This window comes from Rhodococcus sp. WMMA185 (genome assembly GCF_001767395.1).
Classification (GTDB): Bacteria; Actinomycetota; Actinomycetes; order Mycobacteriales; family Mycobacteriaceae; genus Rhodococcus_F.
In genome coordinates, this window is the sequence record NZ_CP017014.1 from 2,990,933 (window position 1) to 3,003,709 (window position 12,777).

At 63.6% G+C, this 12,777-nt stretch carries 13 protein-coding genes; 7 read left to right on the top strand and 6 right to left on the bottom strand.

Translation table 11 applies throughout. The annotated features are described in order from the left end of the window. The first annotated feature begins 57 nt into the window (after positions 1-57). From BFN03_RS13405 to BFN03_RS13415, 3 genes are read left to right on the top strand one after another with little or no spacing between them, the layout of a single operon-like run. Positions 58-831, top strand: a complete 774-nt coding sequence (locus BFN03_RS13405) for an HAD-IIA family hydrolase (protein WP_070380909.1) — start codon at positions 58-60, stop codon at positions 829-831. 36 nt (positions 832-867) lie between these two features. Continuing rightward, entirely contained in the window at positions 868-1,935 is a 1,068-nt protein-coding gene (locus BFN03_RS13410) for a hypothetical protein (protein ID WP_070379415.1), read from the top strand. Positions 1,936-1,992: 57 nt separating this feature from the next. Continuing rightward, a complete protein-coding gene (locus tag BFN03_RS13415) occupies positions 1,993-2,550 on the top strand; it encodes a hypothetical protein (RefSeq protein ID WP_070379416.1) in 558 nt (185 codons plus the stop codon). Between the two features lie 98 nt (positions 2,551-2,648). On the opposite strand, the gene BFN03_RS13420 is transcribed toward BFN03_RS13415, so the two are convergent. Together BFN03_RS13420 and BFN03_RS13425 are read right to left on the bottom strand one after the other, a co-directional pair. Further along, positions 2,649-3,188 (bottom strand): LppA family lipoprotein, encoded by a 540-nt coding sequence (locus tag BFN03_RS13420; RefSeq protein WP_070379417.1) that lies wholly within the window; start codon positions 3,186-3,188, stop codon positions 2,649-2,651. Continuing rightward, the gene (locus BFN03_RS13425) at positions 3,185-4,891 is read right to left on the bottom strand and encodes an alpha/beta hydrolase (protein WP_070379418.1); all 1,707 of its coding nucleotides are present in this window, start codon (positions 4,889-4,891) and stop codon (positions 3,185-3,187) included. Before BFN03_RS13425 ends, BFN03_RS13420 begins: the two co-directional genes overlap by 4 nt. Positions 4,892-4,983: 92 nt before the next feature. Between BFN03_RS13425 and BFN03_RS13430 the strand changes: the two genes are divergently transcribed. Further along, the gene (locus BFN03_RS13430; RefSeq protein ID WP_070379419.1) at positions 4,984-5,304 is read left to right on the top strand and encodes a type VII secretion target; all 321 of its coding nucleotides are present in this window, start codon (positions 4,984-4,986) and stop codon (positions 5,302-5,304) included. Here the strand turns inward: BFN03_RS13430 and BFN03_RS13435 are convergent. Genes BFN03_RS13435 through BFN03_RS13445 form a run of 3 tightly spaced genes read right to left on the bottom strand, consistent with a single transcriptional unit; the run spans position 5,301 to position 7,438 of the window. Further along, positions 5,301-6,524, bottom strand: a complete 1,224-nt coding sequence (locus BFN03_RS13435; protein ID WP_084385780.1) for an O-succinylhomoserine sulfhydrylase — start codon at positions 6,522-6,524, stop codon at positions 5,301-5,303. The two genes, BFN03_RS13430 and BFN03_RS13435, sit on opposite strands and share 4 nt — an antisense overlap. After that, positions 6,521-6,940, bottom strand: coding sequence for a rhodanese-like domain-containing protein (locus BFN03_RS13440; protein ID WP_070380910.1), 420 nt, complete (start codon positions 6,938-6,940; stop codon positions 6,521-6,523). The genes BFN03_RS13435 and BFN03_RS13440 overlap by 4 nt, the downstream gene beginning before the upstream one ends. Positions 6,941-6,988: 48 nt before the next feature. Continuing rightward, a complete protein-coding gene (locus BFN03_RS13445; protein WP_070379421.1) occupies positions 6,989-7,438 on the bottom strand; it encodes an Rv0361 family membrane protein in 450 nt (149 codons plus the stop codon). A 216-nt stretch (positions 7,439-7,654) separates the two neighbouring features. Between BFN03_RS13445 and BFN03_RS13450 the strand changes: the two genes are divergently transcribed. The 3 genes from BFN03_RS13450 to BFN03_RS13465 all read left to right on the top strand — a co-directional run bounded on the left by BFN03_RS13450 (position 7,655) and on the right by BFN03_RS13465 (position 11,856). Next, positions 7,655-9,073: an FAD-dependent oxidoreductase gene (locus BFN03_RS13450; protein ID WP_070379422.1), complete on the top strand. Its 1,419-nt coding sequence runs from the start codon at positions 7,655-7,657 to the stop codon at positions 9,071-9,073. 188 nt (positions 9,074-9,261) lie between these two features. After that, positions 9,262-10,017 carry an amidohydrolase family protein gene (locus BFN03_RS13455; protein ID WP_070379423.1) on the top strand — a complete coding sequence of 252 codons (756 nt, stop codon included), beginning with the start codon at positions 9,262-9,264 and terminating at the stop codon, positions 10,015-10,017. 894 nt (positions 10,018-10,911) lie between these two features. Beyond that, positions 10,912-11,856 carry a sugar kinase gene (locus tag BFN03_RS13465; protein WP_332309175.1) on the top strand — a complete coding sequence of 315 codons (945 nt, stop codon included), beginning with the start codon at positions 10,912-10,914 and terminating at the stop codon, positions 11,854-11,856. 22 nt (positions 11,857-11,878) lie between these two features. Here the strand turns inward: BFN03_RS13465 and BFN03_RS13470 are convergent, their stop codons facing one another. Further along, positions 11,879-12,745, bottom strand: a complete 867-nt coding sequence (locus BFN03_RS13470; protein ID WP_070379426.1) for an Fpg/Nei family DNA glycosylase — start codon at positions 12,743-12,745, stop codon at positions 11,879-11,881. Positions 12,746-12,777: the final 32 nt, after the last annotated feature.

Genomic DNA, 12,777 nt, shown 5'->3' on the forward strand with positions numbered 1-12,777 from the left:
CTCCTCCATACTGGACGAGTGAGCACAGACGGAGAGAACCCTCGCTGGACCTACCTGATGGACATGGACGGCGTGCTCGTCCACGAAGAGCACCTGATTCCCGGCGCCGACGCGTTGCTTGCAGAACTCCAGGAATCCGGCACCCCTTTCATCGTCCTGACGAACAATTCGATCAGGACCCCACGCGACCTGCGCGCCCGCCTGCTCCGTACCGGCCTCGACATCCCCGAAGAATCGATCTGGACCTCCGCCTTGGCCACCGCAACGTTTCTGGCAAATCAGCGACCGGGCGGCAGCGCGTATGTCGTCGGCGAGTCCGGACTCACCACTGCGCTGCACGACATCGGCTACGTCCTCACCGAGAACGACCCGGACTACGTCGTCCTCGGAGAAACCCGCACCTATTCGTTCGAGGCCATCACCACTGCGATTCGCTTGGTGGAGAGGGGTGCCCGCTTCATCGCCACCAACCCGGACCCCACCGGTCCGTCCCGTTACGGTTCGCTTCCCGCTACCGGATCCGTTGCGGCACTGATTAGTAGGGCCACCGGCCGCGACCCGTACTACGTCGGCAAGCCCAACGCGCTGATGATGCGCTCGGCGTTGCGCGCCATCGGCGCACACTCGGAGAACACACTGATGATCGGCGACCGAATGGACACCGACATCGTCTGCGGACTCGAAGCCGGGTTGCAGACCATCCTCGTGTTGACAGGGATCTCGACGCCCGAATCGGTGGAGTTGTTCCCCTACCGTCCCACGGCGGTAGTGAATTCGGTTGCCGATCTCGTGGGACGCACCGCGGATCCCTTCGGCCGCGGGAGCAGCTGAACCCGTCGATGTAACGAAATCCATGTCGCGCTCGACATGATGACCGTGAGCGTCCTCGGCGCGGCGAGTCCGCCGAGCTTCGACACTCGAGTGCGGCTCTTCGGCATTCACATCAGGGGCGGGGGAACAATGTTCGACGGCAGAAGGTACACCGCGAGACTGGCTGCGGCGACGGCGATCGCGGTAGGGGTAGGGATCACGGGGGTTGCCCCCGCTTCCGCCGACCCGATGTCTGACCTGAGTGCTGCAGCGATCGAGACGCTGCGTGACCTGGGTGTCCCTCTTGCTGGTCAGACGGCACTTCCGTTTCCTGGCGTCCGCTGGCAGCGCGGCATCGCCGTCGATCAGGGAGACGTCTACGTCATCGACGGCGGTAGCAAGAACGTGCTGAAACTCGGCGTCGGAGAGGACCGCCCGATCACCTTGCCGTTCACCGGGCTCGTGGATCCGCGCGCGGTCGCGGTCGAGAACGGCAACGTCTACGTCGCTGATACCGGTACCAGCGAAATCCTCGAGCTCGCAGCGGGCGAAGCGGCCCCGACGGCACTGCCCTTCAACGACCTGAAGCAGCCTATGGGAGTTGCCGTCGAGAACGGCAATGTCTACGTCGCCGACTCTTACAACATGCGAGTGGTCCAGTTGGCGGCCGGCGAATCGGAACAGACCGAGTTGCTGTCGTTCGATTCCACATGCCCGCGCGCGATCGCGGTCGACAACGGAGACGTCTACATCACCGACTTCCACTCTCTCGAAGTGCTCGAGTTGGCGGCGGGAGCGTCGGAACCCACCGTGCTGCCGTTCCGGCCCGACGACAAGATCATGAACCTCGCTGCCGAGAACGGAGACGTCTACATCAGCGAGAGCGTCCGCCTCCCCTCCGGGTTCGGCTCATTGAGCGCCCCACCGCCGACGGACGTGGGCGTTCGCAAGATCGGCGACGGCACATCGCCCGCGACGGTAGTACCGTTCCGCAACTTCGATTTCGGTGGTGGTATTGCTGTGAGCGAGGGAAAGGTCTACGTCAACGATGGACCGAACGAGCGTGTTCTGATGCTTCCGGCAGATGCGCCGGCACCCGGAATCGGAGATCTCTTCGGCAGTTGATGTGCGTGTCCAGGAATGTAGGTGCAATCGTTCAACCGAGAGAGGGGAACGAACGGAATGAAAGTAAGTAGGTCCAGGCAGCTCGCTGCTGCGGTCGCACTGTCGTCTGCTGTCATCGTCGGAGCAGCATCTCCGGTGTCCGCCGCACCGAGTTCAGATCCATTGGCGCCCATCACCGCGTTCGCGGCCAGCGCCTCCGTGGGCGACCTCGCCGCCCCGCAGGGGATGAGCGGCCATACGCTGCTCGCAGCCCACAGGGCGGGAATCCCGATCTACGAAGCGGCTCAAATCAAGACCTTTTACCAGGGAGGGAAGATCGGATTCAAGAATTTCATCGAGTACCGGCGCGTATACGACTCCAACGCGGTGGGTTCGCCCACGGCGAAATTCCTAGCGACGGGAGAGTCCCTACTCGATACCTTCTACGTTGTCGATGCCCCCGGCGCTCGCGGAATTGGGGTAAACCCGCACGAGGTTCGTCAAGACAATGTCACCCTTCCCATGGCGTCTTTGGACACTACGCCATACAACTTCAACAAGAGTCCAGCCATCCAGCTTCCCGGCGGTGGGCCGAGCGTCGGTATCGCCTTCGTGTCAGGCTCCTCGAGCTCGTGAAATAACCTCTCGCGCAGCGAGTATTGCCCCTCTCCTCGAGCCTGAGCGAGGGGCGCTACTCGCGACGCTCCCTGGCCGCTACGGGCGCCACAGGCGCCTCACAGGCGCCGGCAGCCGGTAATCGCCCTGATCGACGCAGCCTTGAAGGTGCCGAAGGTGATTCGGTTTCCGTCGGCACTGAAGAACGTCACATCGTGGCGTCCGGGCTGATCGACCAGCACCTCGATCTGATCAATTCCCGCCTCAGTCGCGATCTCTCGAGCCGCGTCGAGGACGGCCTGCCAGTCTGCGTCACCGATCGGTACGTCCGAGAGCAGTGACTGCGTGGTGATCGACAACCCGTCCGTGTACGCGAAGGGGCCCGGACAACCGCCCCCAGAGGTTCGCTCGCGGTGCCATCGAAATTGCACGGCGGGGGCGATCTCCGTGGTGACTTCGCCGATCTTCACCACGACGTCGGTGACCAAGCGCTCGGTATCCTCGAGCGACGGCCACGCCTGAATTTTCTCCGCCGCCTCCGCGATCTCCTCGTCACTGAAGTTGTACGGATTTTCCATCACACCACCACATCCGCTCACCAGGACCGCCGCGGAGACCGCGCCGACCACCTTCCGTACCCGCCGATTCCGCACCGTCACCGCACCGCCAGTTCCGGCAGACCCGCGACGATGACAGCCATGTTGTACCCGGACGTCCTGAGCTCACCGTTGCCACTGGGCCGCGGATACTCACTGTGCCCGTTGGCATCCTCCCGAAGCACACCGTCCGGTGTCGTCGCTTCTCGTACCGAGAGTTGCTCGAGGCCTGTCTGGACCGGGTCCGGACCCAGCCTGCCGAATCCGTCGACCACCGAGATGGGGTCGTCGTGTGCACGCATGACGAACCCGTGCCCCTGCACCAACCCCAGATCGGGTTCGTCGTTCGCATTTATTCCTGGCGATCCATAGAACACCGCATGGTCCACCGGCTGTCCCGGTCCCGGATCTTGCAGAGCCAAGGCCTGTGTGTACGACCCGTAGGAATGCCCGAGGGCGGTGATGTGCGGATCGGCTTTGTGCGAAGCCACGTCGATCCCCTCGTAGAACGAGGCGAGCTTCGGCGCACCTGCGACGGCCCGGTCCGATTGCCAGGAGTCGATCAGCCACCCGCGGCCCAGATCCTGATCGATGAACGGCACATCGTAGTTGCCCGGCCCGGAAGAAGTCGGCGGCTGATATCCCAACCAGGCGATCGTCGCCACGGTCTCGTTCCCCCGGCCGGCGTTGTCGAGCTGCCTCTCGGCTTCCGCCTTCAGCGCCTTTCCCTCTTCGGTCATGCCCTCGAGGGAGGAGATCGTGGTGTTGACACCCGGCGTGGTGACAGACACGTGGTCGGCGGTATCGGGATCACCCAAAGCGAATGCGGCCATTCCACGTTCTCCGGATTGCAGATCGAACAACATCAACTTTCCATCCGGGTACTCGCTGACGAGCTTCTCGAGATCGTCGAGATCCTCCAGCTTCTGCTCGACGTACCACAGCTCGGCATCGTCTGCGGTGAACAGGCCGCCGAACATGTTGTCGTCCAGGTCTGCGCGGAGCTGATCCCTCTCGGTCTCCAACCTCGTTCGCTCGTCATCGAACCGGCCCACGTTGGCCTCGTGCCGCACCCCCGCCGGGATGCCGTCACGGTTGCCGACCCACTCCGGATGTTGCTCGATGACCTCGCGTCTCTGCTGCTGCGGCATCGCGTCCCAGTACTCGCGGTTGTCGAGTGGGGAGCCGCCGGGTGGAGGCGCGGGCGCCGACAGATGCCCTTGCCGCTCACCGAAGGCGGCCGCAGCGTTGCCGTCGGCCGAATCGGGTGCTCCGATGTCGCCGCTCGCCGCCCTCTTCATGACATCGGCGGCGTCGGCATCGATATCTTCGGCCTGCCGGATCAACGCTCTCGAAGCGGCTCGAAGTTCGGCACGAAGGCGCTCACGTCCGGCATCTGCCCCGGCGTCCTCCGGCTGACCGGGCAAGTCGGCGACATCCCCGTTGCGCGCGACGGCCATCCCGCTTGCTGCGGCCGATTCTCTGATTCGGCCGAGTTCCTTCTTCAGGTGTACGACCGCATCGAGGGTCTCTCCTGCCACCTGCTTCACCGCGCCGATCGCAGCGGACTCGTGGGTCAGGTCATCGGCTATCACCTGGAACTGCGTGCGTGCCGCCTCCGCTGCCTCGCCGCGCCACTGCGGCAAACGTCCGACGTCGTCCAGACGTCTGCGCACATCCGCGATCGCCCGCAACCGCGACGTGAGCGACTGCTCCAATTGTTCCAGGGCCACGGTGTCCCACTGCGCAATGTCGTCGAGATCCACAATCCTCCCCCAGGATTCCTAGACGTCCGCGTAGCGTAACCGACGATGCACACAGGGCGCGTGCGCCCCAGTACGAACACGAGGGGGCGCAAGTGAACCACTTCACCGACGTCGACACCGTCGCGCTGCGGACGGCCGCCGCGCAGTTGGACTCACTGTTCGATGACGCTTCGACATGGCTTGCCGCCACGGACAGGGCCGTCTCCGACTCCAGCGCAGCGTGGACGCATGCCTGCGCCGCCGCGTTCGGTGAGTTCACCGCATACCTGGACAAACGCCGGGAGCTGCTGCAGCGCAACATCTCGAAGCTGTCCAACACGATCGGTGAGTGCGCGCAGCACTACGCCACACGGGACCAGGCCACCGCCAAGCGGCTCGACTCCGTCGCGCCGGCCACGAGCCTCGATCTCTAGCCGAGCGCTTGCCCCAAATCTGACAGCAGGTCTGCGGTGTCCTCGAGGCCCACGGACACCCGGACTACTCCGTCTGTGATACCCACGGCCGCACGCCCTTCCGGCCCCATCGCCCGGTGGGTGGTGGTGGCCGGGTGGGTGATCAGCGACTTCGCGTCGCCGAGATTGTTGGAGATGTTGACCAACCGAAGCGCGTCGAGGAGTTCGAACGCCCGCTTCTTCGCTTCGTTTTCTGATGCGTTCAACGCGAACGTCACCACGGTGCCGCCGGCACTCATCTGCTTCTTCGCGAGTTCGTGTTGTGGGTGCGACTCGAGGTATGGGTACTTGACCCATTCGACAGCGGAATGACCTTCCAGGAACCGTGCGATCTCGAGCGCGGAGGCGGCGGCGTGACGGACCCGGATCGGCAGCGTCTCGAGGCCCTTGAGGTGAACCCAGGCATTGAACGGGCTCAGTGCCGGACCGGTGTGGCGCATGAGTTCCTGCACCGGGCCCTCGATGTATTCCTTCGATCCCAGGATCGCCCCACCGAGGGCTCGGCCCTGACCGTCGATGTGCTTGGTACCGGAATAGACGACGACGTCGGCACCCAATTCCAGACTGTGCTGCAATATCGGCGTCGCGAAGACGTTGTCCAGCACCACCTTTGCACCCGCGGCGTGTGCCATTTCGACGACCCGCGCAACATCGACGAGGGTCTGCATCGGGTTCGACGGCGTCTCGAAGAACACGGCAGTGGTCGGCACCGACAGCGCCTGCTCCCACTGGTCGATGTCTTCACCGTCGACGAACACCGTCTCAACGCCCCAGCGGGGAAGGATCTCGTTGCACACCACGAAGCATGAGCCGAACAGACTACGCGCGGCGACCAGACGGTCACCGGCCTTCAGTAGGGCACCGAGCGCGGTAAACACCGCCGACATGCCGCTCGCCGTGGCGAAGCAGGCCTCAGCGCCTTCGACGAGGCGCAGCCTCTCCTCGAACATCTTCACGGTGGGGTTGCCGTACCGGGAGTAGACGAAATGATCGATGTCACCGGTGAACGACGCCTCGGCCGCACTCGCACTCTCGAAAACGAAGCCGGAGTTGAGGAAGATCGCCTCGGACGTCTCTTCGAAACCTGATCGTAGGGTTCCACCACGCACGCTGATCGTGCCCCGACCGATGTCACTCGGCAGCGCCTTCTCAAACGCGCCACCCGAAGGAATTGAACTCACCATTGCCTCCAAGGCAGGCCCAGCGCCCGCCAACCTACCGCTCCACGATGACCTTCGGCATCGAGCGCGCCTTCGAAACCGTCGAGCACGTTGTACGACGGACTGATGCCCGCCGCTGTCGCGGCTTCCGCCGCACCGATGGACCTCTGGCCCGAGCGACAGAGAAAGATCACGGGGGCGTCGTCGCCACCCGAGATCCCCGCCTCTTTCAGCTGGTCCACGAAGTTGTCGTTACGCGCACCCGATGGATAGGTCACCCATTCGACCAGCACCGTCTGGCGGCCTAGGGACGAGATGTCGGGAACTCCGACGTACTTCCACTCGGCGTCCGTCCGCACATCGACGAGCACGGCCCGGGGATTGTCTCGAAGTAGTTCCCATGCTTGTCTCGGAGCGATGTCGCCTGCGTAACTCACCAAGCCAGCTTTACACAACTTCGCTGCTCCTGCCTTTTTCGAATCGGCTCAATCGCACACCAGCCAGTTGTCCCCATCTCGCGTCAAGCGCCAGGTAGCGGTCGACTCCTCACCGGAATCCGCGGCGCTGATCCGGACCACGGCCTGTGCCCGATTGCCGTTGACCTCGGACGACTCCACCTGTTGCAGCGTGATCTCGCCTTCCAGCCCCCTCAGTGCCGAGCGGTCGTCGGACCAGGACGGACAGACGAGCGATTCCTGCACTTCGGTGTCGTTCTGGTTGTGCGCCGCGATGAAGTCCGCAACCACCCGGTTGATGCGATCTGCCTCCGTGATGTTCTCCTCGGCCGGCGAGAGCCAGCCGGACACCACGATGATGAGCAGGATGGCGACGGTGATGGCGACGGCGGCGATGAAAGGAGTCGCCGTCACACGGCGGGGGTCCACTGGGTCGCCCCCGTCCCCCTCGCTGCGCGGCGATTCGCCCGAATCAGACATGACTTCCCTTCGAATGTTGAGGTGACTCGAGAGTAGCGAGCAGCCACTACAAATCGAATTTGTGACCCCACAAAATCGAGGCGGCTACCCACGGCACGCGACTGCCGCGACAATCGGTACGCCCCTCGTCTGCAACACCCTCGGCCACCCGATTAGGCTGGGCTTAATTTAGTCTGAGGTTTCGTTGTCCGCCCATCAGAAGGTAGTTCGCTCCAGATGACTGATCAGACTCGTCCGGATTCTGCGCCGACCCAGGCCCGCCCGCTGCGCGTAGCGATAGTCGGTGCCGGCCCCGCCGGTATCTATGCAGCCGACGCACTCATGAAATCCGATACCGCGTCTGACGGCGGGATCAGCATCGACCTCTTCGAGCGGATGCCCGCACCCTTCGGCTTGATCCGGTATGGCGTCGCCCCCGACCATCCGCGCATCAAGGGCATCGTCACCGCACTGCACAAGGTGCTCGACAAGCCGAGCGTGCGCCTTCTCGGCAACATCGATTACGGCAGCGACATCACCCTCGACGACCTGCACAGGTTCTACGACGCGGTCATCTTCTCCACCGGCGCCAACGCCGACCGCGCCCTCAACATCCCGGGCATCGATCTCGACGGAAGCTACGGCGCCGCCGACTTCGTTTCCTGGTACGACGGCCACCCCGACGTCCCGCGCGACTGGCCCCTCGACGCCGAGAAGGTCGCCGTCCTCGGTGTCGGCAACGTTGCCCTCGATGTCGCCCGAGTTCTCGCCAAGACCGGTGACGAACTCCTCCCGACGGACATTCCCGCCAATGTCTACGAGGGCCTCAAGGCCAACAAGGCCGTGGAAGTCCATGTCTTCGGCCGCCGCGGTCCGGCCCAGGCCAAGTTCACCCCTCTCGAACTACGTGAACTCGACCACTCCCCGACCATCGAGGTCATTGTCGACCCCGAGGACATCGACTACGACGAAGGTTCGGAACAGGCCCGTCGCAATTCCAAGCAGGTCGACATGGTCGCCAACACCCTGCAGGACTGGGCCATCCGCGACGTCGGCAATCGCCCGCACAAGCTGTTCCTGCACTTCTTCGAATCGCCCGCCGAGGTGCTCGGCCAGGACGGCAAAGTCGTTGGACTGCGCACCGAACGCACCCAACTCGATGGCACCGGCAACGTCAAGGGCACCGGAAAATTCAACGATTGGGACGTTCAAGCCGTCTACCGCGCGGTGGGCTACCTGTCGCAGAACATCGCCAAGCTTCCGTTCGACGAACAGGCAGGCACCGTCCCCAACGAGGCAGGACGCGTCATCATCGACGACACTGCCACCGGAAGTGCCCGATTCATGCCCGCCACCTACGTCACCGGGTGGATCAAGCGCGGGCCTGTCGGTTTGATCGGCCACACCAAGGGCGACGCCAACGAGACCGTTGCGAACCTACTCGAGGACCGGCCACAGTTCGCTGAGCCCGCCGACCCCAGGGAAGACGCGATCATCGAGTTCCTCGAAGGCAAGCAGGTTCCGTATACCACCTGGCAGGGCTGGTACCGCCTCGACGCGCACGAGCGCAGCCTGGGCGAGCCGGAAGGCCGCGAGCGTATCAAGGTCGTCGAGCGTGAAGACATGCTCCGGGCGAGCCAACCCGGCCAGGCCTGAGAAAGTTTGAATCGGTACGAAGGGAACCTTCCTGCAAGCGGGAGGTTCCCTTCGCCATTTCGGTCTGGGCGAGCGGGCCGGGGCACGATACTGTGAACGGGTCCTCTCACGGCTTCGCGGTGCCGGGACCCACATGTAGTCGCCCGACAGCCGTCGCCAGCTCTTTAGTACAAGGCAGGATATGAGCCGTGTTTGACGCCCACGTTCACATCATCGATCCCAGGTTCCCAGTATTCGAGAATCACGGGTATCTGCCCGAGCACTTCACGATCGCCGACTACCGCGCGCGCATGGAAGGCCTCGGAGTCGATGGTGGTGCCGTGGTCACGGCCTCTTACCAGGGGACGGACTACGCCTATCTGTTGGCCGCGCTGGAAGAACTGGGCCCCGGCTGGGTTGGTGTCGCACAACTCGAGCCCGATGTCAGTGACGAGACCATTCTCGAACTGGACCGCGCGGGAGTCAGGGCTATCCGATTCAACCTCCGCCGTACCGCGACCGATCTGAAACTTCTCACCCAACAGGCTCTGCGAGCCTACGACCTTGCCGGCTGGCACGCGGAATTCTACGTGGACGCCACGCTGCTGCTTTCACTCGAGCCGGTATTCGCCAAGCTGCCCGCCGTGTGTATCGACCACCTCGGTATGTCCACCCGAGGCCTGCCGTACCTGCTCGATCTCGTCGACCGGGGCGCCCGCGTGAAAGCCACCGGATTCGGGCGAGCCACCATCGAGAACGTCGGCGGCGTACTTCGCCAGATCCACGCCGTCAATCCCGACGCCCTCATGTTCGGCACCGACCTGCCGGGCAGCCGTGCCCGAAGAGTGTTCCAGGACAGCGACATCGACATCATCGCCGACGCCGTGGGCGCCGGCTTCACAGCCGTCATGGGCGGGAACGCCCGACGATGGTATCGCTGTGAAGCCGACGCCGGAGCTCGATAGTTACAGGACGCTACTGAGCCCTGTCGCTAGAAGGTCCACCATCCGTCGCACCACCCGATCTGCCATGCCGACGGCCACACAGCACGTTCACATGTCCGCTGGTACCAGTTCGGGCCGGTTGTGTCGAGGGCAAATGCTCCCTCTTCGGCTCGCTCCAGATCGCGCCTGTCACTGATGCTTCCGGGCCCAGTAATGCCCCCGGGGCGGTCACCGAAATCTCCGCGCCGGTCACTGAAGTCACCGCGCCGGTCACCTAGACTTCCGCGTCGGTCGCTCAAGTCTGCGCGCCGGTCGCTGAAGTCTGTGCGCCGGTCACTGAAGTCTGTGCGGCGGTCATTGAGGCCCCCGAGGCGGTCACCCAGACTTCCGCTCCCGATCGAGCTGACCGGGTGTCCGATCACACTCGTGCTTGCGGGGCGCTCGTAACTCACCGCAGAGGACTCGGACGCGTTCGCAACTCCGTAGCCGCTCAAACTCAGCGCAACGGCGGTGCAGGGACCCAGAATTAAAGTCGCTCTCCTTTTCATGGGTCTTTCCTCCCTTCCGAGGGAGATGTCTGAAATGTCCTCGTGTCTCAATGATTCCAGGTTTGCCAGTCCTCCGCTACTATCGGCGATGCGTTCCACCACGCACCAAAGCGAATACTGCTGTCTCACAGCTGAATTAGAAATAGCAAAAATTCGGCAACATGGGTTCACCAGGCAATTTGATGCCAGATTCATGACTCAGAAACGCCCACAGAGCTATCGCAGCCGCCGAGTCTCGACCCGGCCCGATCGAATTCCCTACGATATCTGTGGAACCGGTGAAATCAGCTCGAGGACGGCCGACATGACACAACCCTCAACTCCCACTCCACTGAACAATGATCACGAAATGCTTACAGGCCAAAGAATGATCACGTTTGGGGAAACAATGGGCCTTCTCACCGCGCAGGACATCGGACCGCTCGAGTTGTCGAGACAGTTCCGCTACGGCATCGGCGGCGCCGAATCCAATGTCGCAATCGGTGTCGCACGACTCGGCGGATCCGTGACCTGGTTCGGTCGTGTAGGACACGACGCAACCGGCGACATGATTGAACGTCGGCTCGTGGCAGAACAGATAACCGCGACAGTCACCCGAGATCCACGTCCAACCGGGCTGATGATCAAGCATCACCGCTTCGGCCATGTAGCCCATGTCGACTATCACCGCCACCACAGCGCCGCCAGTGCTCTGCATCCCAACGACATCCCACGTCACGCCATCGCGCAGTCTCGGATCCTGCACGTCACCGGGATCACCCCGGCTCTGAGTCAATCGGCCGCCGACACGGTGACCTCCGCAGTCGAGATCGCTCATGCTGCAGGGCTTCTCGTTTCCATCGATATCAACTACCGCAGCAAACTCTGGAGTCCCGACGAGGCAGCGCCTGCGCTCCGTCGCCTCGTCGAACGAGGTGACATCGTCTTCGCCGGACCGGAGGAGGCCCACCTCGTCCTCGGCGCCGACGCCCCTTCCGCCGACACCGATGCTCATCTCGCACAGTCACTTACCGCACTCGGCCCCACAGAGGCGATCATCAAGTCCGGATCCCGTGGATGCACCGCGCTGATCGACGGCGAAGCTCACCAGATGCCTGCCATGACGGTCGAGGCATTGGACACCGTCGGTGCCGGCGACGCCTTCGTCGCCGGCTACCTCGCAGAGCATCTCAGAGGCGCTTCACCCGAACAGCGCGTGCGCACCGCCATCCATGTCGGAGCCCTGGCAGTCACCGTTCCCGGCGACTGCGAAGGGCTGCCCACACGTGCCGACCTGGAACTTCCACTGCGGAGCGAAGACGTCCAACGTTGACGGCGGCAGCCGGTTGGACGGCCTACTTCAGCAACCTCGACATCCGGCGATCGGCAAGCACCTTGCCACCGGTCTGGCAAGTGGCGCAATACTGAAAAGACTTCTCCGCGAACGCCACTTCACGGACTACATCGCCGCATACCGGACACGGCAGACCCGTCCGGGCATGGACCCGCATCCCGGATCGTTTCTCCCCCTTCAGTCGCGCCGCATCCTGGCCGACCGATCGCTCGACCGCACCGGTGAGCACAGTCCGCATCGCGTCGTACAGGATGCGCACCTGCTCCTCGGCGATCGATCGACTCGTAGCGAAGGGGGAAACCTTTGCGGTGTGCAGTATTTCGTCGGAATAGGCGTTGCCCACGCCCGCAAGCAGGCTCTGGTCGACGAGCGCATTCTTTATTCGCGCCGACGTTGACCCGAGTAGGGCCGCGAATTCGGGCTCGCTGATGGCCAGGGCGTCGGGGCCGAGTCGGGCGATCCCCTCCACATCATGCGGGTCGCGCACTACCCACACGGCAAGCCGCTTCTTCGTGCCCGCCTCGGTGAGATCGAATGCCGGCGCCCCACCTTCCGGGGTGAACAGATGCACGCGCAACGCCAGCGGTCCCTTGCCCGGTTTCGGGTGCGCGTCTGAAGGGCTGTCGATCCAACGTAGCCACCCACCACGCGAGAGATGGGTGACCAGCCACAACCCGCCGCAGTCGAGTGCAAGATGCTTGCCGAACCGCGCGACTGCGGTCACATCGCGACCCTGTAACGCCGTGATCGGCGGATCGAACGTCTTCAGCACGCTCAGTGCCGCCACATCCACGCGACCGACTACCGCTCCCGCCGCATGTTCACGCAGGAAATCGGCCAAAGCCTCCACCTCAGGCAACTCGGGCATGTCTCAACGCTAACGACAGACCCGGTGACAGG